Here is a 21,799-nt window from a genome sequence, read left to right as displayed (position 1 = left end):
CCAGGATGAAAGAACCAGGAGTAAAGGAGGCAGGCCCGCATGAGCCCTGACACCGACTACACCGGGCACGTCGACCCGCAGGGCGCCCCGGCCACCCGCGCCGCGGGCCCGCTGACGATCACCAAGGTGTCGGTCGGCCCGATGGACAACAACGCGTACCTGCTCCGCAGCACGGCCACCGGGGAGACCCTGCTGATCGACGCCGCCAACGACGCCGGGACGCTGCTCCGGTTGCTGGGCGACGCCGAGCTGAGCACGATCGTCACCACGCACCGCCACGCCGACCACTGGCAGGCGCTGGCCGAGGTCGCCAAGGAGACCGGTGCCCGGCTGGTCGCCCACCCGGCCGACGCGGAAGCGCTGCCGGTCGTCGCCACCGACCTGGTCGACGACGGTGACACGGTCGCCGTCGGGGACGTCCGGCTCGACGTCATCCACCTGGTCGGGCACACACCCGGCGCGATCGCGCTGCTCTACCGGGAGCCGGGTGGCCGTCCCCACCTGTTCACCGGCGACTCGCTGTTCCCCGGCGGCCCCGGCAAGACGACGACACCCGAGGACTTCCGCTCACTGATGAACCACCTGGAGCGCAAGGTGTTCGGCCGGCTACCGGACGACACCTGGGTCTACCCCGGTCACGGCGACGACACGACGCTGGGCGCGGAGCGGCCCCACCTCGGGGAGTGGCGGGAACGGGGCTGGTAGTAGGGGTCGGCCGGACTCGGGGCCGCCGGACGCTGGTGCGATCTGCCTCCCCGGACACAGCGCGACCCAGCGACCGTCGGCCCCACCCCTCCATGCCGGCCGACCGTGCCGCTCAGCTTGCCGGGAGCGGCCGGAGCCGGCGCCAGTGCGGTCCCCCGAATCCGTTCGGGTGACGCCCCGGTGGCCGAGTTGGGGGTACACCCTCTGTACTCGCCGATGCGGACCGGTTAAGCACAGTGCATGTACGCGGAGCGCGTCACGCTGACCCGGCCGGCCCGGCCGTCGCTGCCCGAGCGGGTGCGGTTGGCGACCACCGTGATCGGGGTCGTCGTGGCCGCGGTCGCGGTCACCACCGTGCTCCAGTGGCCGCTCTGGCACGTCAACCCGTTGCTCGCGAGCGTCAACACGCTGTTGACCATCGCGCACGCCGCGGTCGCCCCGCTGCTGCGCGGCGCCGGTGCCGGGACCCGGGGCCGATCGGTGCCGTGGGCGTTCGGGATCGCCGGGGTCTGCCGCTCCGGCACTTGGATCGGGCTGTGGGATCCGGCGATCCCGGCGATCGTCGGGTCGCTCTTCAACTCGGCGTTCTGGCTGCTGCTGACCGCCGCGCTCCTCTACTGGTCACACCGCGTGAACCGCTGGGAGCGCCGCTACCTGATCGTGGCCACGGTCACCATGGTCACCGGTGACGTCCTGCTGGCGATCACCGACGGCGCTCAGGTCGTTCGCACGGTGTCCAACATCGCTGATCTCGCGCTGATCGCCGCGTTCCTCACGCTGGTCGGCCGGCGGCTGGGCCGGGTCCGCGGGCTGGAGCGGCGGACGCTGCGCACCGCCCAGCTGCCCGCCGTCGTCGCGGCGGTCGCGGTGCTGGTGGCCTGGGCGCTGGCCGGGTCACCGTCCGGGACGGGCGAACTCTGGGTGCCCACCGTGATCGGCATCGCGCTGCTGGCCCTGCCGCTCACGGTCGTCGCCGCCACCGCGCGATTGGCCGCCGAGCGGGCGGAGGTCGCCGACGCGGTCACCGGGCTGTCCTGGCCGGCGAGCCCGCACCGCCTGCAGTCCGCGCTCCGCCGCGCGCTCCGCGACCCGTCGATCGAGGTCGGGTACTGGGTTGGCGGGCTACGCCGGTACGTGGACGCCGACGGCCACGAGGTCGAGGTGCCGGCCAGCGATCGGTTCGCGGTGATCTGCCAGGACGGTCGGACGCTGGAGTCCGAGAACGGTCGCGGACCCACCGACCGTGCCCACCCGGCCGACCGGCCGCTGAACGGAACGTCGCCCGATCTCCCGTCCCCCGACCTCAAGCTCGACGCGGGCCAGCCGGTGGCGATCCTCGTCGGCAGCGCGCACCACCGGCACCGGACCGACCTGGTGACCACCGCCGTACGGGCGGCCGGCCCAGCGCTCGCGCTGGCCGGCTTGCAGGCCGGGCTGCGCGCCGAACGACAGGACCTGACCGCCGCGCACCGCGAGGTGGAAGAGTCCCGCTGGGCCGAGCGAAGACGCCTGGAGCAGAACCTGCACGACGGTGCCCAGCACCGGCTGGCGGCCCTGACCATGCGGATCGGGGCCGCCAGCGCGACGGTTCCGCTCGATTCGCGGGCCAGAGATCTGGTCGGCGAGATCCAGGACGAGATCCGCGAGGTGCTCCGCGAGCTGCGCGAATTGGCCGACGGCATTCATCCGACCACACTGACCGAGGCGGGGCTCGGTCCGGCGCTGGAGGCCGTCGCCGACCGGTTCCCGGTACCGGTCACGATCACCGCCCCCGCCCGGCGCTTCCCGCCAGTGGTAGAAGCGGTGGCCTACTACTCGACGACCGAGGTGCTGACGATCGTGACAAGACAGCTGAACGCCGCCGAGATCAGGGTCGAGGTCACGACCCGCGGCAGCGATCTGTGGGTACGAACGACCGCCGTGGGCGTCGGCGACGCCCACGGCGACCAGAGCGCCAAGTACTTCGCTCCGCTCGGGAGCGGAATCCGCGCGATCGGCGGCGAGCTGCTCGCGCCGAGCACCGAGGTCACCGACGGCGCGAGCGTCGACTTCACGGTGGCGGCGAGGATCCCATGCGCGTAGCCGTGGCCGACGACGCGGCCCTCTTCCGGGACGGTCTGTGCCTCCTGCTCTCGGCCGCCGGCGTCGAGGTCGCCGCCCAGGCCGCCGACGGCGACGAACTGTTCGAGAAGATCACCAACGATCTGCCGGACGTCGTCATCCTCGACATCCGCATGCCCCCGAAGCCGGACGGTGGCCTGGCCACCGCGGAGCGGCTCCGGGAGACCTGGCCCGAGCTGGGCATCCTGATGCTCTCCCACTACACCGAGACGCCGTACCTGATGCGCCTGCTGGAGATCGGCTCCCGCGGCGTCGGGTACCGCCTCAAAGAGCAGGTCGCCGACGTCGCGACGCTGCAGGACACGCTGACCAGAATCGCCGCGGGCGACACCGTGATCGAGCCCGAGGTCGTCGAGCGACTCCTCGAACAGCGCCGCAAGCGCTCCACCAGCCCCGGCGTCTCGCAGCTGACCGATCGCGAGAAAGACGTCCTCCGGCACATGGCGGAGGGCCGGTCGAACAGTGGCATCGCCACGATCCTCGTCCTCAACCAGAAGACGGTCGAGAAGCACATCGCGAGCATCTTCGCCAAGCTCGGGCTTCCCGCGACCGAGACCGGTCACCACCGGCGAGTCTCCGCGGTCCTCGCCTATCTGCGGGCCCGGCGGCAGGATGGCGCCGCCGACTTATGAGCCCGCCCAATCCGGATACGGAGCGGGCACAAGCGAACACAGCACACTGATTCTGCCCCTAGGGTGACCTCGTGGTTACAGAGGTCGGCTCGCGGAGCGGACGACGCCTGCGCGCCACTCTGGAGCGTCACCCCCGGCAGGGCGCGATCCTCGTCGGGCTCGCGGCCGCGTTGGCGGCGGTCTTGAGTGGATGGCCGCACTGGCAGGTCCACACCCCCGCCGCGGCGATCACGCTGCTCGAATGCGGGACGACCGCGGCCGCCGGCGTGCTGCTCGCCACCGGCCGGGGCACGCGCCCGACCGGCCTGCTGCTGGTGGGAGCCGCCTTCTGCTGGGCGCTGACGTGGCTGGCCGCCTGGAACGCCGGGCCGGGCCCGCTGGTCTCGGCGTTCGCGCAGTCGTTCTTCTTCCTGTTCGGCAGCATCGGGATCCTCTACTACCCGGACGGTCGCCTGCACGGCCGGCCGGAGCGGTGGTTCGCGGCGGCAGCGGTGTTCGTCCTGGTCGGCGGCCAGGTCGCGCTCTGCCTGGCGACGCCGGCGTCGACGTACGGCTTCGCCGACGACGTCTGGTGGCCCCGCGTCGCGCACTCGGACACGGTCGAGAACTGGGCGTTCGCCGCCGTCACCGCGTTGACGCTCTCGATCGCGGCCGCGTTCGCGGCGGTGATCTGGTGGCGGCAGCGGCGCCTGCACGGCGTCGAGCGGGCGTTGACGCTTCCGGTGCTGGCGGCCGTCGCGGTCGTCGGCCTGCTCTCCGCGTTCGTCCAGACCGGAGCGATCACCGGGCTCGACAAGCAGCTGGACACGTATCTGATCCAGGGCACGCTCGCGCTCTCGGTGCCGCTCGCCCTGCTCGCCGTCGGGCTCCGGCGTCGGTGGGCCGAGGTCGCGGTCGCCGACCAGCTGTTGCAGCTCACCCGCCCGCCCTCGGCCGCACAGGTGCGGAACGCGTTCCGCGCGGTGCTCCGCGACCCGTCGCTCGACGTCTGGTTCTGGGTACCGCGGCAGGCCCAGTACGTCGACTACACCGGCCGGGTCGTGCCGTCACCGTCGTCCCGGGAGGATGCCGGGCGGTGGCGGCTCCCGGTGGTCACGGAAGGCGGCGAGCCGCTCGCGATCGTCGACACCGACCCGGCGCTGCGGCGGCACGAAGGGCTGGTCACCTCCGCGCTGCTGGCCGGTCGGCGGGCGCTGGAGAACGCCCAGCTGCAGACCGAGGTGCAGGCCCGCATCGAACAGGTCCGGGTGGCGCAGATGCGGGTACTGCAGGCCGAGGCCACCGAGCGGCAGCGCATGGAGCGCGACCTGCACGACGGCGCCCAGCAGCGGCTGGTGGCGCTCGCGATGCGGCTGGCCGCGGTCGAAGCGTCGGTCGCCGAGCCGGAAGCGCGCGCCGCGCTGCGGGAGGCGCGGGAGGCGGCGACCCAGGCGCTCGGTGAGTTACGCGCGTTCGCCCGCGGCATCCATCCCGGGCAGCTCACCGAGGGCGGGTTGCCCGCCGCGCTGGAGAGCCTCGCCGAGCGGCTCGACCTCGCCGTCGAGCTGCAGATCACCGACGTGCGGCCGTCCTCGGGTCTGGAGCGGGCGCTGTACCTGGCGCTGGCCGAGGCGCTGACCAATGCGGCCCGCCACGGTGAGGTGGACGAGGTCGTCGTGCGCGTCTACGCCGAGGACCGCCAGCTGGTCGGCGAGGTCGTCGACGCCGGAGTCGGCGGTGCACGTCCGGTCGCGGAGGGCGGTCTGGCCGGGATCCGGGACCAGGCCAGGGCTCTGGGCGGCGAGGTGGAGATCCTGAGCGCTCCGGATGTCGGCACCACGGTCCGCGTCCGCCTGCCGTTCGACTGACGCACACCACTCGCGCGGGTGCACACCGTTCCGGGGATGTGGGTGTCCCCCACTCTTCAGTGACTTCGCAGATACTGAGGGCCACCAGGCGACATTTGGGTCACCCGTTAACGATGGTGGAGGAATGGTGGCAGCCCCCGCACAAAAGACCGAGCCTGACACGACGGCCCGCGTCCGACACGCCGACCGTCTCATCGAGCAGGCCATGGAGGAGCACGACCCGCACCTCCTCGACGAGGCCGTCGTGCTGCTCCGCGGGGTCGCCGCCGAGCTCCCGGCCGACGACCCGACCCGGCTGGCTCCGCTGTGGAGCCTCAAGTCGGCCCTGCAGGTCCGCTTCGGCGTCTACGCCCACCCGGCCGATCTCGACGACGCCGTCGCCCTGCTCCGCGAACTGCTCGCCGGGACGCCCGCGCAGCACCCCGCGGTGGTGGACGCCCGCGCCGACCTGGCGGACACGCTGGTCGGGCGCTACCGCGAGACCGGCCAGGAGTCCGATCTGGGCGAGGCACTGACCCTCTACGAGGAGGGCCTGCCCACCCTGCCGGCGAACCACCCGGCCCGCTCCGGGTTCCTCGCCGGGTACGCCGACGCGCTGCTGGCGCGCGCCGAGGAGGCGCAGGACGCGGACCTGCTGGACGACGCGATCCGCACCGCCGGCACGGCCGTGGACGCGATGCGCAAGGGTGACCACCGGACGTCCGGCGCGCTCTGCACCCTCGGGCTGGCGCTGCGGCTGCGGTACCGGGTCCGGAACCGGCCAGCCGACATCGACGCCGCGGTGACCACGCTCCGGCAGTCGGCCGAGCTCGCGGTGGACGGCGACCCGAACCGCCCCGGCTACTACGCCAACCTCGGGCTGGCGCTGGCCGACCGGCACGCGAACTCGGGTAAGGACGAGGACCTCGACCAGGCCATCGACGCGCTGCGGCGCGCGGCCGAGGGTCTCCCGCCGGAGAGCCCGGAGCAGCACGAGGCGTCCTGGTGCCTGGCGGCGGTCCTCAAGGAGCGGTGGGACCGCGACGGCGAATCGGCGGACCTGGACGACGCGATCACCCACGCGCGGACGTCGATCATGAGCGGACCCAGCGGGCACCCGGGTCTGGCGGTCCGGCGCTGGCAGCTCGGCGACGCGCTGTTCGAACGGTTCGAGCTGCACGAGCGGCGCGACGACCTGGAAGAAGCGGTCGCGACGCTGCGGCAGGCGCTCGTCTCCGCGCAGCGCAGCGGCACGCCGGAGCCCGCCGCGGTGAGCATGCGGCTGGCGACCGTGCTGGCCGAGCGGTTCGAGCGCTACGGCGCGGAGGCGGACATCGGCGAGGCGCTGGAGCTGGGTCAGGCCGCCGTCGCCGCGACCGAGGACGACCACCCCGATCTGCCCGGACGGGTGGCGTCGCTGGGGTACCTGCTGCAGACGAGTAGCCATCGGCCCGGCCGCGACGCCGACCTCGACGAGGCGGTCGGCCTCCTCCGCGAGGCGCTGCGCGCCCCGCTCCGGACACCCCCGGTCGGTGATGCGACGCCGTCGACCGCGGGTACTCAGGGCAACGCCGACGCTCGGCTGCAGGCGGTTGCGGCGGCTGTCCGCTCCGGCGAGACGCTACCCGGCGACGCACCGTCCGGTGAGATGCCGTCGGGTGCGGCGCCGTCCGGTGCGGGGCCGTCCGGTGAGCAGGCGCCCGCTCCGGTCGACGCACCGGAGCCGGGGCAGACCGAGCAGGACGGCCGGAACGCGGTGACGTTCCGGCTCGGCCTGGCGCTGAGCGAGCGGTTCGGACGGCGCGGCGCGCTCACCGACCTGGACGCCGCGATCGCCGCGTACCGGACGCTGCGCGAAGCGACCGCGCCGGACCACCCGCTCCACGACCTGGCGGGTGAGACGCTCGCCGCGCTCGAACGGGCGCGCGCCGAGGAGTCCTGACCCGCCACCTCGGTTCGTTCATGGGCCCGGCCGCCGATGCGGGCGGCCGGGCCGCGGCCTCCGCGCCAGAACGCACTCTGCGGGATGACAACGAATTCTCGCTGTCCGAATTCGGCGTGCGATGTTTTGTCATTCGGCAGCGATCTTCGCTCGCACGGGCCCCTTTCCATTTCGCGCCGCCGCATACTTCCGTCATCCGCATCCTCGTGACGGCGCGCGCGGGAAATCGTCACCCGTAGCGTTTCCTCGGCCTGCCCGAGTGAGGATTATTCAGCCGGCCCATGGCGAACGTCAGCGGTTGAATGCTCCTCGCCGGTCCCGCGCCGTCGCCACACCCTCGAACCGGAAGGTGTACGACGACGTGCTGTCCTTTCTCCGAAGTCCCGGCCGTTCCCGGCGCGGGCGGATCCCGTTACCGGGTTTCCTGCTGATCATCGCCGCGCTGGTCGCCGGCGGACTCACCGCCGCCCCCACCGCCCAGGCGGCGGACAACCCCTACCAACGCGGACCGGACCCGACCAACGCGAGCATCGAGGCGACGACCGGGCCGTTCGCGGTCGACTCGCAACCGATCGTCGGCGCCACCGGCTTCGGCGGCGGTCAGATCTACTACCCCAGGGACACCAGCCAGACGTACGGCGCCGTGGTGATCGTGCCCGGCTTCCTCTCGGTCTGGGCCCAGCTCAACTGGCTCGGCCCGCGCCTGGCGTCCCAGGGCTTCGTGGTCGTCGGCATCGAGACCAGCGGCACCACCGACCTGCCCGACGCCCGCGGTAACCAGGCGCTCGCCGCGCTGGACTGGGCGACCAACCGCAGTTCGGTCGCGAGCCGGATCGACCGCACCCGGCTCGCGGCGGCCGGCTGGTCCATGGGCGGCGGCGGTCTGCGGCGGGCCGCGCTGCAGCGCCCGTCACTCAAGGCGATCGTCGGGATGGCGCCCTGGAACGGCGAGCGGAACTGGTCGAGCGTCACCGTGCCGACGATGTTCTTCGGCGGCTCGTCGGACGTCGTCGCCTCACCGAACGACCACGCGAAGCCGTTCTACAACAGCATCACCCGAGCCGAGAAGGACTACATCGAACTCCGGAACGCCGACCATTTCTTCCCGACGTCGGCGAACACCACGATGGCGAAATACTTCATTTCGTGGCTCAAGCGATGGGTGGACAACGACACCCGCTACACGCAGTTCCTCTGTCCCGGACCGTCCACCGGACTATTCGCTCCGGTCAGTGCGTCGATGAATACCTGCCCGTTCTGATTCGCCGATCCGACAAGAATGCCCGCCGCGGGTGCGGCGGGCATTCTTGCGGCGGACGCGGTTCAGTCGGGCAGGACGCTGGCCGCCGGGCCGACGATCCGCGGGTCGGGTTCGCCGACGACCTCCTCGTCCTTGTCGGCGTAGTCGAACCGGGAGAGCACGTACCGCATCGCCTCCACCCGGGCGCGCTTCTTGTCGTTGCTCTTCACGACCGTCCACGGCGCTTCGGCGAGGTCGGTGTGGAGGAACATCGCCTCCTTCGCGTCGGTGTACGCGTCCCACTTGTCGAGCGAGGCGACGTCGGTCGGCGAGAGCTTCCACTGCCGGACCGGGTCGATCTGCCGGATGATGAACCGGGTCCGCTGCTCCGACCGGGTCACCGAGAACCACAGCTTGATCAGGTTGATGCCGTTCTCCACCAGCATGTCCTCGAACCGCGGCGCGTCCTTGAGAAACTGCTCGTACTCCTCGTCGGTGCAGAAGCCCATCACCCGCTCGACGCCGGCCCGGTTGTACCAGGAGCGGTCGAACAGCACGATCTCACCGGCCGCGGGCAGGTGCGCGACGTACCGCTGGAAGAACCACTGGCTCTGTTCGCGCTCGCTCGGCTTCTCCAGCGCCACCACGCTCGCACCCCGCGGGTTGAGGTGCTCCAGGAACCGCTTGATGGTCCCGCCCTTGCCCGCGGCGTCCCGGCCCTCGAACAGGATGACCAGCCGCTCGCCGGTGTCTTTCATCCAGTACTGGAGCTTGAGCAGCTCGATCTGGAGCAGGCGCTTCACGCGGTCGTACTCGTCCCGGGACATGCGCTGGTCGTAGGGGTAACCCTCGCGCCAGGTGTCGACCGGTTCGCCGTCCAGCTTGCGCAGCACCGGATCGTCGTCGTCGTAGTTCTCGATCAGGTAGTCGCGCGCGCGCTCGAGCAGGAAACCGCCGGTCTCGTCGAACAGCAAGTCCAGATCGCTGCCGCTCAACGACGCCTCGGCCGGCCTGGCGTCCACCGTCTCGCCCGTCATCGCAGACCCCCTTCTGTGGTGCATCCACTCCCGGCTACCCGTCGTGGCCGCTGCCTGAACCGTCGCCGAGCGGCGTGAACGGGAAATGAACGGGGATCGGACGCCGTCTACGCGGGTCGGGAGTCGGTGACCGTGGTGAGCGCGGCGTTCACCGCCGCTCTCAGCTGCGACCGCCGGACCGGGCTGTACAGCACCGCGGCGACGCCGTCGTACGTCTGGCGCCGCACCGACAACGGGGCGAGCACGACGACCGGCACGGCCGGTCCGAGCCCGAGGAGCGGCTCGGAGCCGGCTCCGACCACCGCGAGAACCGGGTCGACCGGTCCGGGTTCGGTCCGCACGACCGCTCCCCAGCCCGTCAGGTGAACGCGGAGCGCCCGCTCGGCCACCGGATCGTCGTGGACGAGCAGCACGGTGCGCCCGCTCAGCGGCTGGTCGTCCGGGTCGGCCAGCGTCTCCGCGCTCACGTCGAGGCACACGGTGCTGGTGAACGTCGAGCCGACGCCGAACTCGGACGCGACGGTCAGCTCGCCGTCCATCCGCTCGCTGAGCTCGCGGGCGATCGAGAGCCCCAGGCCGGTTCCTCCGTACCGCCGGGTCGTGGATGCGTCCGCCTGCGCGAACGGGACGAAGATCCGCTCCAGCGCGTCGGGCGAGATCCCGATCCCGGTGTCGTGGACGGCGAACGAGAGGGACGCCCGGTCCGGCCCGGTCCGCACGACCGCCAGCTCGACCCAGACCTGCCCCTCCGCGGTGAACTTCACCGCGTTGACCAACAGGTTGACCAGGATCTGCCGGAGCCGGGTCGGATCGCCACTGGCCGTGGTCGGGGTGTCCGGCGTGAACACCGCAGCGAGGCTCAGCTGCTTGGCCGCCGCCTGCGGCGCGACGATCGCCAGCGCGTCCTCGACGCAGCCGACCACGTCGAACGGGATCGCTTCGAACGTGAAGTGCCCCGCTTCGAGCTTGGAGAAGTCGAGCAGGTCGTCCATCAGGCTGCGCAGATGGTCGCCGGCGGCCCGGATCGGCTTGAGGTAGTCGGCCTGCTCGGGGGTCAGCTCGGTCTCGTCGAGCAGCTCGGCGAAGCCGATCACCGAGTTCAACGGGTTGCGGATCTCGTGCCCCATGTCCGCGAGGAACGCGGCTTTGGCGCGGGTGGCCTCCTCGGCGGCGAGCCGGGCACGCTCCAGTTCCTCGGTCTGCGTGGAGAGCTCCGCGTAGAGCGCCATCAGCCCGCGGCTGGTCTCGTCCAGCTCCGCGCGCAGCGCCTCGACCTCCGCGGTGAGCGCGGCGATGTCCGTGGCTTCGCCGCTCCCGGTGGTGCTCACCGGGGGCCGTTCCCGGTCGCCACGGGCCGGCGGGCGACGACCACGGTGGCGTCGTCCGTTCCCCGGCCGTAGTCCCGGTGCAGCACGGCCGCCACCACCGCCGGATCGTGGGCGAACAACCCGGGATAGCCGGCCAGGTCCAGCCGGCTGCGCAGGCCGTCGGTCCAGAGCACCAGCGTGGCCTCGGCCGGCCAGTCGTGGGTTTGGATCTTCGCGGACGGCGGCTGGGCCGCGAGCCCGAGGCTGCCGCTGAACGTGATCAGACCCTTCTCGGTGGTGCCCGCGAGCACCCGGCCGTTGACGTTGCCGACCGCCACGCAGGACAAGCTGTCTGTGTCGGGGTCCAGCACGCAGACGGTGGCGACGGCGCCCCGCGTTCCCCGGGCGACCTCGTTGGCGCGCTTGGTGAACGTCGTCAGCTCGGTGGGCGCCTGACCGAACGCGTCCAGCACGACGTCGGTGGCGGCCGACGCCGGCGTGCCGTGTCCGATCCCGTCCACCACCGCGACCGCGAGCCGGCTGTCCACCTCGATCGCGGCCCACCCGTCGCCGCAGGCCTCGGAGAGCCCGATCGAGACACCGGCGCACTGCCGGGGCTCCGCCGACGCGTCGGCGTCGGTGACGTCGACCAACCCCAGGACCACCGTTCCGGAGCCGACCCGGGTGTACAGGTCCAGCAGGCACGAGGCTCGGCGGGCCGACGCCAGCCCGCAGCCGAGGCCTTTCGGCGCCGGTGCGCGGCCCGCCAGGGCCGCCGCCGGGTCCCGGATACCGGGCCCCCGGTCGACCGCGAGGATCTCCACCCGGCTCGGCGGCACGGTCCGCAGCAGCATCCATCCGCCGGCGTCCGCGTGGCGCAGGAGGTTCGTGGCGAGTTCGGTGGCGACCAACTCCGCGCGGGTGCCGCCGAGTTCGTCGGCACCCACGTCGGTGGCGAGCTTGCGGGCGATCCGCCGCGCCTCACCGACCGCGGTGTCGTCGCCCACCGCCACCTGCCGATGGTGCGGGTTTCGGACCATCGACTCGTCGGCTACCGCGCCCATTGGGTGATCACCACCGTGGTGCCCCGGTTCGGGCCGCTGTCGATGGAGAACTCGTCGACCAGCCGTCGGCTGCCGGGCAGCCCGAGCCCCAGGCCGCCCCCGGTCGTGAAGTTGTCGGTCATCGCCGCGTCCAGGTCGGTAATGCCGGGGCCGGCGTCGACGAACGTCGCCCGGACCCCGCGCCGGCCGCCCTGCTGCTGCAGCGGCTCGATCAGGACCTCGCCCTGACCGTGCACGGCGTACCGAATGATGTTCCGGGCCAGCTCACTGCCTGCGGTCACGAACTTGGTGGCCGCCGTCAGGCCGAGCCCGGCCGCCTGTGACTCCGACCGAAGTGTCGTGCGCACTCGCAACAGGTCCGACTCGGCGCCGATCGTGACCGTGAGCACGCTGCCGTCAGTCGAGACGCTCATCCTGCAGTCCCCGGAGACGCGCCATCCCCTGCTCGGCGTTGAGTGCGGTGTGCACGTGTTTCATCGACACCCCCAGCTCTACGAGGGTGATCGCGACCGCAGGCTGCATGCCCACGACCGTGGTCTCCGCGCCGAGGAGCCGGACCATGCCCACCAGCCGGGCGATCACCCGGGCGACGAACGAGTCGACCAGCGTCAGGCCGCTGATGTCGATCAGCATCCCGGTCGCCTGCGTGCGCGCCACCTCGTTGGTGACGACCCGCTCGATCTGCTCGACCATGGCGTCCTCGAGGTCGCCCTGGAGCGTCACCAGTAGGTTGCGGCCGATCCGCATGATCGGCACCTCGTCAGGCATCAACGCCTGCCTTGTCGGAAGCGAACGATGCGCCGACCAGCCGGAGCGCGAGTTGCAGCGCGTCCTTGAGGTTGCTTCGGCAGCGGAGCGCGCCGAGCTCGATCCCCAGGTGGACGATGGCCTGCGCGGTCTCCGGCCGGACCCCGGACAGCACGCTGATGCTACCCATCAGGCGGGCGGCCTCGACGGTTTTCAGCAGGTGCTGGGCGACCTCCGTGTCGACGGCCGGCACGCCGCTCACGTCGAGGATGACGACTTCGGCCTGGTCACGGGCGATCCGCTCCAGGAGATTCTCGGTGAGCCTGGCGGCGCGGGCGCTGTCCAGCGTGCCGATGACCGGCAGCACGAGGACGTCGTCCCAGACCTGGATCACCGGCGTGGACAGCTCGAGGATCTCGTCCCGCTGCCGGGAGACCAGCTGCTCGGCCTCCCGCCGCTCGCTCTGGTCGCGGGAGACCTTCACGAACCCCACCACGTCGCCCTCGGGGTTGCGGATCGGGCTGAGCACGTCGTTGGCCCAGAACCGGCTGCCGTCGCGGCGCAGGCGCCAGCCCTCGGACTCGAACCGGCCCTCGCGCACGGCCGCGGCCATCTCCCGCTCCGGGACACCGCGCCGGACCTCCTCCTCCGAGTAGAACATCGAGACCGGTTGGCCGGCGACCTCGGCCGCGGTGTACTGCCGGAGGCGCTCGGCGCCCGGGTTCCACGACTGGACGATGCCCTCCGCGTCCAGTCGGACGATCTCGTACTCGGTGATGCTGTTGATCGTCTCCTCGACGCTGCGCAACGCGAGTTCCTGCGCGCGGCGCTCGGTGAGGTCGCGGACCACCTTGAGGTAGCCGTCGCCGAGCGGAGTGAGCGTGACGGCGGCCCAGAACCGATCTCCGTCCTTCCGCACGCGCCACCCTTCGGTGACGTACCGACCGGCGGACCGGGCCTCGGCGAGCTCGGCACCGATACCCTCAGCGCCCTCGGCGTGCAGCAATCCCGCAGAGCGACCAGTGACCTCCTCCGGACCGTAGCCGGTGATGTCGCTCATCGCGCCGTACCAACCCTGGATCAGGCCGTCCCCGTCCAGCCGGATCAGGCCGAAGTCGGTGATGGCGTCGACCATCTCCCGGAAGTCGATGTCCGCACGCGCTGCGTCGTGCACCGTGTCACCCACGCCAGCCCCCCGCCAAGCTCGCAGTCCGTGACAGCATATGTACCAAAAGTTATCGGTGTCCCGATTTGCGGGGGTATCTCGCCGAGCCGGACACCGCGAGGGCCCCTCCCGCGGAAGGGGCCCTCGGACGGACAACGCGAACGTCAGGCGGAGACCGGCGTACGGCGGAGTGCGGCGACCCGGATCGCGTAGTAGACGATCGCCGCGAGCACCAGCCCGACGATCGGCGTCACGTCGCCGAGTGCCGGGTTCGACTCCGCCACCGGCCCGGTGTACTTGGCCTGGTTGGCGAAGAGCCCGATCGACACCACGAGCCCGACCACCATCGCGATCGGCCCGGCCCAGTTCGTGTACCGCTTGTCGTAGAGCACCGGCGCGATCGCCGATCCGTCGGTGTCACCGCGGCGCAGCCACAGGTCGACCAGCGCGACGCCCAGCCACGGCGCGATCCAGTACCCGATCACCAGCAGGAAGTCCTCGTACTTGTGTCCGGCGTCCTCCAGCCCGAAGTACGCCACGACGAATCCGACGATGCCGAACGTCGCCGCGACCAACGCCCGACGTAGGTGCGCGGGCAGCCGCACGCCCATGGTCAGGAACGACATCGACCCCGAGTAGATGTTCAGCACGTTCGCGCAGATGCCCCCGACGACGATCGCGAGCAGTGTCAGGTTGGCGAGCACGGTCGGCATCGTGTCGACGAACGCTGTCGTCGGGTTGTCCGAGCTCGGCGGCCCGATCGTGACCGACGCCGCGCCGACGATCTGCAAGCTCGTGCAGGCGACGAAGAGCCCAGCACCGGCCCAGATCCCCACCGCACGCCGGTTGGTGTCCGGCGGCAGGTACCGGGTGTAGTCCGCGGCGTACGGGTTCCAGCCGGACGCGTAGCCGAACACCGCGGCGAGCGTCAGCAGGAAGCCGCCGACCGCTCCCACCCCCGGGCTGCCCTCTCCGGCCGGCGCGCCGGGGTTCGATTTGCTCAGCACGACGACGGCGCCGATCACGAAGATCACCGCCAGCGCCGGAAAGGCCCAGCGCTCGAACGAGTGCACGAAGTTGTGGCCGAGGAACGCGATGACGACCTGCGCGCTCACGACGATCACCAGGCAGAGCCACTTCGGTAGGTCGGTCAGCGAGTTGAGCGCGAACGTCGCGCTCACGCTGTTGACCGCGAACCACCCGACACCGGCCGTCACCGAGAGGAACCCGGCCGGCAGCAGGTTGCCCCAGAAGCCGAACGCTCCGCGGGACAACACCATCTCCGGCACGCCGTGGAGAGGGCCACGCGCCGAGAGCACGCCGTGCGCGATCGAAGAGAGCGCGTTGCCCAGCACGATCGCCAGTACGGCCTGCCAGAACGTCAGGCCGAACACCAGCGTGGACAGCACCCCGAGGTAGATCGTCGCGAACTCCAGGTTCGGCGACGCCCAGGTCCAGAACAGGTTGAGCGGCCGGCCGTGCCGGTCGGCGAGTGGGATCTTCTCGATCCCGCCGGGTTCGACGGCGACCAATTTGGTGCCGTAACTGCCCTCCCGCAGCGGCTCGACGCCCGCTTCTTCGGCCACAGCCATCTGTCGTCCTCTCACAGCCGGTAGGCGCCAGGGGTTGACGGCGGGTGCGGCCGCCGTGCTGCGTCAAATCACTCGGGCTCAGCCGATAGAGCGCTCGGGGTCAGCCGATCGAGATCGCGTCTAGGCGCTCGCGGATGAAGTCGCCGCACACCACCGGCGGGTGCGCGGCACGGCCGATCGGGGGCTCCAGGGTCTCCACGACCGCGTCGTGGTTGGCCTCGTAGAAGTACACGAGCGAGACGAGGTCCTCGTCCGGCGCGTCGGCCTGCGGCGGCAACACCCGGTGCCGCGCCGACAGCCACCGATCTCCGGTCCAGCGAGCGAGCAGGTCGCCGACGTTGATCGTGAACGCGTCCGGGTCGTAGGGGGCGTCCACCCACTCGTCGTCCGCGGTGAACACCTGCAGCCCACCGCTGCCGTACTCGCGGTCCAGCAGCGTCAGCGTGCCGAAGTCGGTGTGCGGGCCGATCCGGTACTGGCCCTCCTCCGGCTCGCCGACGACACCCATCGGCGGGTACCAGTTGATGTTCAGCGTCCAGGTCGGGTGGTCGGTGGTGGGCACGAAGAACGTCGTCGGCAAGCCGAGGGCGGCGGCGCAGAGTTCGAGCAGCTGGTCGGCGAGCGTCCGCATGGCGGCCCGGTACTCGGTCAGGGTGTCCTGCAGCGCGGGAACCTCGGGCGGCCAGACGTTCGGCAGGAACCAGACGTCGTCCGCCGCCGGATCGCCGACCGGCTCGTCGGCGCCGATCGCGAACGTCTCCTTGAGGTCGGGCGGCGTCTCGGTGCCCTCGGCGTACCCGTTCGCCTCGACGCCGGTCGGGAGCCAACCCCGGCCGCCGACCGTCGCGGCGTACTGCTGCTTCACCTCGGTCGGGAGCGCGAAGAACGCGCGGGCCGCCGCCCGGGTCGCCGCCCGCAGCTCCGGCGCGACCCCGTGGCCGGTGACCAGCATGAACCCCGACCGCTGGAGGGCGGCGTCCACCTGTGCGGCGACGGCGGCGCGCGCGGCGTCGTCGTCGTCGGCGAACCAGGGACGGAGATCGATGGAAGGAACCGGAACCGTTGTCATCCCCGACCTCCGGTGACGTCGTCGGGATCCACGCCGATGTCCTCGGCCCACAGCTCCGGGCGGTCCCGGATGAAGTCGGTCATCAGGGTGATGCACTCGGCGTCGGAGAGCAGGGTGACGCCGACGCCGTTCTCGGCCAGCCAGTCGTGCCCGCCCGAGAACGTGGTCGCCTCGCCGATCACCACGTGGCCGATCCCGAACTGGCGGACCAGCCCGGAGCAGTACCAGCACGGCGAGAGCGTGGTGACCATGATCGTGTCGCGGTAGCCGGGTCGCCGTCCGGCGTTCCGGAACGCGGCGGTCTCCGCGTGCAGCGACGGATCGCCGTCCTGCACGCGGCGGTTGTGCCCCCGGCCGAGCAGCGTGCCGTCGGTGGCGAACAGCGCCGCGCCGATCGGGACGCCGCCCTCCGCCAACCCGGCCCTGGCCTCCTCGACCGCGACCGCGAGCAGCGCGGCCGGGTCGAGCACGGTCTGGATCGTCATGCCCCACACTTTGCGCCCGGCCGCCGCCGTGGACAACTGACAGCGCGTCCATACTGGGCGGGCTCCAGGTGGACGAATTGACGGGGAGGCGGCCGCGATGGCGCTGACCCTCGCCGAACTGCTCGCGTTCGACGTGGTCCGCGACGCCCGACCGGAGGTGCTGGCCGGGAAACGCGCGCTCGACCGCCCGGTGCGGTGGGTGCACTCGAGCGAGATTTACGAGATCGGCCCGCTGCTGTCCGGCGGCGAACTGCTGCTCACCACCGGCCTCGGCCTGGCCGGCAGCGACGCGGGCGCCCGCCGTCACTACGTCCGCGAGCTGGCCGACCGGGGCGTGAGCGGGCTCGCCGTCGAGCTCGGGCGCAGCTTTCCGGACGTCCCGGCCGAGCTCGTCGACGAGGCCGAGCGATGCGGGCTACCGCTCGTGGTGCTGCGCGCCGTCGTGCCGTTCATCAGGATGTGTGAGGCCGCGAACACCGCAATCGTCGACGAGGGGGCGCGGCGACTCCGTCTCGGCGACCGGGTGACCCGGGCGCTGAACGAAGCGCTGATCGCCGGGGCAGGCGTCGCCGGCCTGCTGCGGACCGCCGCGGACGTCACCGGAGCCCCGGTCGTCCTGACCACGGCGAGCGGGGCGCTCGTGGCGTCCTACGGCGTACCGGACGATCACGCGGCGTGGACCACGGTGGACGACGCCGTGGCGGACGCGGAGGTCATCGTCCACGGCCGGGTCTGGGGACGGCTGGTGGCCGGAGTCGGCTCCCCGCTGGCCCCGGAGGACCTGGCGTCGACCGTCGAGCGGACGGCGACCGCTCTCGCGGTGGAGATCCTCCGCACCGGCGACCCACCGACGGATCGGGAGCGGCACGCCGCCGCGCTCCTGGCCGACCTGGTCGCCGGTGGCGGTCCGGCACCGGCGGAGGCCGCGGTCCGTACCGGGCTCGCCGGCTTCCGCCCGCCGCCGGGACGGCGTCTCGTCGGCGTCGCGGTCGACGCACCGGAGACCCGGCCTGCGGTGACGCTGATCGACCAGGCGGCGCGGCTGCTCGGGACGTCCGCTCTCCGGGCGCGAGTCCGGGAATCGGTGCTGGCACTGGTGGTCACCCCGGACTCCGGCGACCCGGTCGGCGCGGCGGAAGCGGCGTTCGACGAGACCGGACGCCGGTCCGGAGCGCCGCAGATCACGGTGGCGCTCGGCTACGCGGTGGACGCCGCGGGCACAGCGGGTTGGGCGTCCTCCCTCGAGCAAGCGCGGGCCGCGCTGGCCCTCGCCCTGGCCCGCACCGGTCGCGGCGCCACCCGGCCCGGCAGCCGGCCGGTGGTGGTGTCGGCACGGACGCTCGCACTCGAACTGGAACTCAGCCGCCACGCCGACCCGGGCCGGCTCGACGCGTTCGTCGACCGGACGATCGGCCCGCTCGTCGCCTGGGACGCCCGGCACCGCACCGAGTTGGTGCGCACGCTGGAGCTGTACCTCCGGCACGGTGCCAGCGTCACCCGGACCGCGGCGGCGCTCCATCTCCGGCGGCAGTCGCTGTACCAGCGCCTGGAGCGGATCGAGACGCTGCTCGGCCACTCCCCCGCCGACCCGCAGTTCTACCCCGCCCTCCTGGCCGCGACGTTGCTCGCAGCCAGGTGAGCGGCGCTGTCGTCAGGACTTCGTCGAGGTGAGCTCGCGCTCGGGGGCGGTGCGGCTGGACTTCCAGAGGCTGGCGATCGTCGTGACCACGAGCGTGCCGATGATGACTACGAGCGACAGCCAGATCGGCACTGCCGGCACCCATTCGACGTGGTGGCCGCCGTTGATGAACGGCAGCGAGTTCTCGTGCAGTGCCTCCATGATCAGCTTCACGCCGATGAAGCCGAGGATGAACGCCAGCCCGATCGAGAGGTAAACCAGCCGGTCGAGCAGCCCGCCGAGCAGGAAGTACAGCTGCCGGAGCCCCATCAGCGCGAAGACGTTCGCGGTGAAGATGAGGAACGGCTCCCGGGTGAGGCCGAAGATGGCCGGGATCGAGTCGAACGCGAACAGCAGGTCGGTCGTCCCGATCGCGATCAGGACGACGACCATCGGCGTCCAGATGCGCTTGCCGTCGACGACGGTCCGCAGCTTGCCGTCCCCGAAGTCCTTGGAGATCGGCAGCACCCGCCGCGACCAGCGGATGAGCACGTTCTCCTTGAACTCCTCCTCCTCTTCGTGATGGAACGCGAGGTTCCACGCGGTGTAGAGGAGGAACGCGCCGAACAGGAAGAACACCCAGATGAAGCGCTCGATCGCGGCGGCGCCGGCGGCGATGAAGATGCCGCGCAGCACCAGCGCGAGCACGATGCCGATCAGCAGCACCTTCTGCTGGTAGACCCGTGGCACCTTGAATCTGCTCATGATCACGAGGAACACGAACAGGTTGTCTACGGACAGGCTGTACTCGGTCAGCCAGCCGGCGTAGAACTCGCCGGCGTACCGGCCACCGGCCAGGAAGTACACGCCGACGCCGAACGCCAGCGCGAGTCCGATGAAGAAGAGAACACCTCTGGTGCTCTCCCGGATCGACGGCTCGTGCGGTCGACGGCCGATCACCCAGACGTCGAACGCCAACAGGACGATGAGCGCGCCGAGCACGCTCCACTGCACCCAGGCAGGAACATCCACCGGTCAGGCCTCTCTACGACTGGTGTGCCCCGCTCCGTCGCCGGCGCAGGAGCGTGTGTGTTGCTCATACCCGAACCGCGGACCAGGTCTTACATGGTGCGACAAGTTCGTCGCTAAGTGTGGGGAAAACCGTCGACTATCCATGATCGGCGGCTCCGGCTTTGCGGCCTCCCGCGGCCGCCCCGGACTCGACTCCCTCGACCGCGTGCGTGGCCTTACGAGTGGACCGGAGGCTGGTGAACGTGGTGATGGCCAGCACGACGACGACAACCGCCAGGGAGACCGACGTCGGGATGTCAGGCACCGACGGCCACACCGAGTGGGCGTAGTGGAGGATCAGCTTCACGCCGATGAAGGCCAGCACGACCGCGAGGCCGTAGTGCAGGTGCACCAGACGGTCGAGGAGCCCGATCAGGAGGAAGTAGAGGGCCCGAAGGCCCAGCAGCGCGAACGCGTTCGCGGTGAAGACGATGTAGGCGCTCTCGGTGACGCCGAACACGGCGGGGATCGAGTCGAGCGCGAACACCAGGTCGACCGAGAGGATCGTGGCGACCACGATCAGCAGCGGGGTCGCCAGGCGCTTGCCGTTCTCCTTCACGGTCAGCGCGCTGTTCTCCGGGAACTCGGTGGTGACCGGAACGAACCGTCGCAGCATCCGGACCGCACGGCTGTTCCCGACGTCCGGCTGCGCACCGTGCGAGCGGACGAGCTTGACCGCGGTGTAGATCAGGAACGCACCGAACACGACGAACGTGAACGCGAAGCGGTGGATGGCCGCGGCACCGACGGCGATGAAGATCGCCCGCATGACCAGCGCACCCAAGATGCCGATGAGCAGCACCTTTTGCTGGTGCTTGTCGGGCACCCCGAACGTCGAGAGGATCACTGCGAAGACGAAGAGGTTGTCGACGGACAAGCTCTTCTCGATCAGCCAGCCGGCGAAGAACTCGGTTCCGGGCTCGGCACCGGCGAAGATCATCACTCCGATGCCGAAGAGGATCGACGCGACGATGTAGATGACCGACCAGGTGGTCGCCTCGCGGAATCCGACGTGGTGGGGACGCCGCGCATGCCAGATGTCGATGGCGACGAGTATGGCCAACCCACCGATGGTAGCGGCCCAAACCCACAACGAAACGGACATAGTGCCCCCGGATCACGCGCAGCGGAACGTGTCCGAGGTCTCGCTACCCGCCGAAGCGAGCCGGTGCCCGGGGTCTGCGCGGTACTGCTGCGCTCGCCGTATTGACCGGGTGGACCGTGGGGCTACTCCCCTCGTCGGAACCTAATAGTAAGGGGCACCCGCGCGCACGGCCAGCCAGGGCCGGTGAGTGTCAGCGATCCCTCACCTGGTGAAGCGGTATTCATCCCGACTTCGTCCCGATTCGATCAAGACGGTCGGACCCCGTGCCTTCCCGTGGCTCTTGCAGCGTGCGACTTGCTTGCATCGTACGTGCGGTTCGCCGGATGCGCACTGAAAGATTTGCGGATCGGGGCGATCCGGTGCCGACCCCCCGCGCCCCGCGACCTCCGCTCGGCTGGCAAGCTCCGCAGCATGGTTCTGGAAGTCGCGCTCATCGATGTCACGCCCGGCCAGGAGGCCGAGTTCGCCGCCGCGTACCGCACCGCGGTCACCGAGCTGATCGGGGTGGAAGGATGCCGCTCGATTCGGATGACGCAGGGCATCGAGACCCCTAGCCGCTTCGTCCTCCTGGTGGAGTGGGACTCGGTCGAAGCCCACGAGCAGAACTTCCGGGCGACGGACCGGTTCGGCCGGTGGCGCGCGGCGATCGGCCCGTTCTTCTCCGGCCCGCCCCACGTCGAGCACTTCACGGACGTTCCCGCTTCCGAGTAAAGCGGATCGCCGCACGCGCTGGACGCAGCGACGGCCGGTCACCGGATCCGGTGGCCGGCCGTCGCCGGGAAGGTCAGAGCGTCTGCAGCGACCCGAACGCCTGGCGGATGCTGGCGAGCGCGGCGAGCTGCGGCTTCGCGGTGCCGTCCGCCTCCATGATCCGGTAGCCGTACTGGTGCCCGATGCTGTCCGACGGCGTCTTGTAGCCGCAGTAGGTGACCGCCAGCTTGACCTGCGGCCACTGGTTCCACGCCAGGTAGTAGGACCGGGAGAGGTAGGACGCCGAGGTCTGGTCGTCCGGCACGCCGTAGAGCCAGACCTGACCGGCCGGAACCGCCTCGTTGGAGTGGACGCTGTACCCG

General features: G+C 71.1%; 20 protein-coding genes. 8 read left to right on the top strand and 12 right to left on the bottom strand.

Annotated features, from left to right (window positions below; translation table 11 throughout):
* Positions 1–39 precede the first annotated feature (39 nt).
* The 6 genes from ABEB28_RS06595 to ABEB28_RS06570 all read left to right on the top strand — a co-directional run bounded on the left by ABEB28_RS06595 (position 40) and on the right by ABEB28_RS06570 (position 8,487).
* Positions 40–705, top strand: coding sequence for an MBL fold metallo-hydrolase (locus ABEB28_RS06595; RefSeq protein WP_345727081.1), 666 nt, complete (start codon positions 40–42; stop codon positions 703–705).
* A gap of 240 nt (positions 706–945) precedes the next feature.
* A complete protein-coding gene (locus ABEB28_RS06590) occupies positions 946–2,787 on the top strand; it encodes a sensor histidine kinase (RefSeq protein WP_345727080.1) in 1,842 nt (613 codons plus the stop codon).
* Positions 2,778–3,458 (top strand): response regulator transcription factor, encoded by a 681-nt coding sequence (locus tag ABEB28_RS06585; RefSeq protein WP_345727079.1) that lies wholly within the window; start codon positions 2,778–2,780, stop codon positions 3,456–3,458. Before ABEB28_RS06590 ends, ABEB28_RS06585 begins: the two co-directional genes overlap by 10 nt.
* Positions 3,459–3,529: 71 nt before the next feature.
* Positions 3,530–5,305: a sensor histidine kinase gene (locus tag ABEB28_RS06580; protein ID WP_345727078.1), complete on the top strand. Its 1,776-nt coding sequence runs from the start codon at positions 3,530–3,532 to the stop codon at positions 5,303–5,305.
* Between the two features lie 127 nt (positions 5,306–5,432).
* Entirely contained in the window at positions 5,433–7,226 is a 1,794-nt protein-coding gene (locus ABEB28_RS06575) for a tetratricopeptide repeat protein (RefSeq protein WP_345727077.1), read from the top strand.
* Positions 7,227–7,590: 364 nt separating this feature from the next.
* A complete protein-coding gene (locus tag ABEB28_RS06570; RefSeq protein WP_376981284.1) occupies positions 7,591–8,487 on the top strand; it encodes an alpha/beta hydrolase family protein in 897 nt (298 codons plus the stop codon).
* 62 nt (positions 8,488–8,549) lie between these two features.
* Here ABEB28_RS06570 and ppk2 read toward each other — a convergent pair whose 3' ends face one another.
* The 9 genes from ppk2 to ABEB28_RS06525 all read right to left on the bottom strand — a co-directional run bounded on the left by ppk2 (position 8,550) and on the right by ABEB28_RS06525 (position 16,932).
* Positions 8,550–9,503 carry a polyphosphate kinase 2 gene (gene ppk2 / locus ABEB28_RS06565; RefSeq protein ID WP_345727076.1) on the bottom strand — a complete coding sequence of 318 codons (954 nt, stop codon included), beginning with the start codon at positions 9,501–9,503 and terminating at the stop codon, positions 8,550–8,552.
* Positions 9,504–9,610: 107 nt separating this feature from the next.
* Positions 9,611–10,831 carry an ATP-binding protein gene (locus ABEB28_RS06560; RefSeq protein ID WP_345727075.1) on the bottom strand — a complete coding sequence of 407 codons (1,221 nt, stop codon included), beginning with the start codon at positions 10,829–10,831 and terminating at the stop codon, positions 9,611–9,613.
* Entirely contained in the window at positions 10,828–11,874 is a 1,047-nt protein-coding gene (locus ABEB28_RS06555) for a SpoIIE family protein phosphatase (RefSeq protein WP_345727074.1), read from the bottom strand. Before ABEB28_RS06555 ends, ABEB28_RS06560 begins: the two co-directional genes overlap by 4 nt.
* Positions 11,862–12,287, bottom strand: coding sequence for an ATP-binding protein (locus tag ABEB28_RS06550; protein WP_345727073.1), 426 nt, complete (start codon positions 12,285–12,287; stop codon positions 11,862–11,864). Before ABEB28_RS06550 ends, ABEB28_RS06555 begins: the two co-directional genes overlap by 13 nt.
* Positions 12,271–12,642 (bottom strand): STAS domain-containing protein, encoded by a 372-nt coding sequence (locus ABEB28_RS06545; RefSeq protein ID WP_345727072.1) that lies wholly within the window; start codon positions 12,640–12,642, stop codon positions 12,271–12,273. The genes ABEB28_RS06550 and ABEB28_RS06545 overlap by 17 nt, the downstream gene beginning before the upstream one ends.
* A complete protein-coding gene (locus ABEB28_RS06540; protein ID WP_345727071.1) occupies positions 12,635–13,807 on the bottom strand; it encodes a PAS domain S-box protein in 1,173 nt (390 codons plus the stop codon). Before ABEB28_RS06540 ends, ABEB28_RS06545 begins: the two co-directional genes overlap by 8 nt.
* 143 nt (positions 13,808–13,950) lie before the next feature.
* Entirely contained in the window at positions 13,951–15,378 is a 1,428-nt protein-coding gene (locus ABEB28_RS06535) for a purine-cytosine permease family protein (protein ID WP_345727070.1), read from the bottom strand.
* A gap of 100 nt (positions 15,379–15,478) precedes the next feature.
* Complete coding sequence (locus tag ABEB28_RS06530; protein WP_345727069.1) at positions 15,479–16,447, bottom strand: isopenicillin N synthase family dioxygenase; 969 nt, start codon at positions 16,445–16,447, stop codon at positions 15,479–15,481.
* On the bottom strand, positions 16,444–16,932 hold the full coding sequence (locus tag ABEB28_RS06525; protein WP_345727068.1) for a nucleoside deaminase: 489 nt from the start codon (positions 16,930–16,932) through the stop codon (positions 16,444–16,446). The genes ABEB28_RS06530 and ABEB28_RS06525 overlap by 4 nt, the downstream gene beginning before the upstream one ends.
* A gap of 97 nt (positions 16,933–17,029) precedes the next feature.
* Here ABEB28_RS06525 and ABEB28_RS06520 point away from each other — a divergent pair, with 97 nt between their 5' ends.
* Entirely contained in the window at positions 17,030–18,571 is a 1,542-nt protein-coding gene (locus ABEB28_RS06520; protein WP_345727067.1) for a PucR family transcriptional regulator, read from the top strand.
* A gap of 12 nt (positions 18,572–18,583) precedes the next feature.
* Here ABEB28_RS06520 and ABEB28_RS06515 read toward each other — a convergent pair whose 3' ends face one another.
* Both ABEB28_RS06515 and ABEB28_RS06510 read right to left on the bottom strand, forming a co-directional pair.
* Positions 18,584–19,582 (bottom strand): TerC/Alx family metal homeostasis membrane protein, encoded by a 999-nt coding sequence (locus ABEB28_RS06515; RefSeq protein ID WP_345727066.1) that lies wholly within the window; start codon positions 19,580–19,582, stop codon positions 18,584–18,586.
* Positions 19,583–19,718: 136 nt separating this feature from the next.
* Positions 19,719–20,726 (bottom strand): TerC/Alx family metal homeostasis membrane protein, encoded by a 1,008-nt coding sequence (locus ABEB28_RS06510; RefSeq protein ID WP_345727065.1) that lies wholly within the window; start codon positions 20,724–20,726, stop codon positions 19,719–19,721.
* Between the two features lie 411 nt (positions 20,727–21,137).
* On the opposite strand from ABEB28_RS06510, the gene ABEB28_RS06505 reads away from it, so the two are divergent.
* Complete coding sequence (locus ABEB28_RS06505; RefSeq protein ID WP_345727064.1) at positions 21,138–21,437, top strand: antibiotic biosynthesis monooxygenase family protein; 300 nt, start codon at positions 21,138–21,140, stop codon at positions 21,435–21,437.
* Between the two features lie 73 nt (positions 21,438–21,510).
* On the opposite strand, the gene ABEB28_RS06500 is transcribed toward ABEB28_RS06505, so the two are convergent.
* The coding region (locus ABEB28_RS06500; protein WP_345727063.1) for a hypothetical protein at positions 21,511–21,799 on the bottom strand (289 nt) is incomplete at its 5' end.

This window comes from Cryptosporangium minutisporangium, from assembly GCF_039536245.1.
GTDB classification, from domain to species: domain Bacteria; phylum Actinomycetota; class Actinomycetes; order Mycobacteriales; family Cryptosporangiaceae; genus Cryptosporangium; species Cryptosporangium minutisporangium.
Note: the sequence above shows the minus strand (reverse complement) of the source record. Positions and strands in the feature narration are given on the sequence as shown.

Bases quoted from the DNA above. Each gene is read 5' to 3' on its own strand.
- ABEB28_RS06595 (WP_345727081.1), top strand. From the start codon at position 40: ATGAGCCCTGACACCGACTACACCGGGCACGTCGACCCGCAGGGCGCC.
- ABEB28_RS06590 (WP_345727080.1), top strand. From the start codon at position 946: ATGTACGCGGAGCGCGTCACGCTGACCCGGCCGGCCCGGCCGTCGCTG.
- ABEB28_RS06585 (WP_345727079.1), top strand. From the start codon at position 2,778: ATGCGCGTAGCCGTGGCCGACGACGCGGCCCTCTTCCGGGACGGTCTG.
- ppk2 (WP_345727076.1), bottom strand. From the start codon at position 9,503: ATGACGGGCGAGACGGTGGACGCCAGGCCGGCCGAGGCGTCGTTGAGC.
- ABEB28_RS06555 (WP_345727074.1), bottom strand. From the start codon at position 11,874: ATGGGCGCGGTAGCCGACGAGTCGATGGTCCGAAACCCGCACCATCGG.
- ABEB28_RS06550 (WP_345727073.1), bottom strand. From the start codon at position 12,287: ATGAGCGTCTCGACTGACGGCAGCGTGCTCACGGTCACGATCGGCGCC.
- ABEB28_RS06545 (WP_345727072.1), bottom strand. From the start codon at position 12,642: ATGCCTGACGAGGTGCCGATCATGCGGATCGGCCGCAACCTACTGGTG.
- ABEB28_RS06535 (WP_345727070.1), bottom strand. From the start codon at position 15,378: ATGGCTGTGGCCGAAGAAGCGGGCGTCGAGCCGCTGCGGGAGGGCAGT.
- ABEB28_RS06530 (WP_345727069.1), bottom strand. From the start codon at position 16,447: ATGACAACGGTTCCGGTTCCTTCCATCGATCTCCGTCCCTGGTTCGCC.
- ABEB28_RS06525 (WP_345727068.1), bottom strand. From the start codon at position 16,932: ATGACGATCCAGACCGTGCTCGACCCGGCCGCGCTGCTCGCGGTCGCG.
- ABEB28_RS06520 (WP_345727067.1), top strand. From the start codon at position 17,030: ATGGCGCTGACCCTCGCCGAACTGCTCGCGTTCGACGTGGTCCGCGAC.
- ABEB28_RS06510 (WP_345727065.1), bottom strand. From the start codon at position 20,726: ATGTCCGTTTCGTTGTGGGTTTGGGCCGCTACCATCGGTGGGTTGGCC.
- ABEB28_RS06505 (WP_345727064.1), top strand. From the start codon at position 21,138: ATGGTTCTGGAAGTCGCGCTCATCGATGTCACGCCCGGCCAGGAGGCC.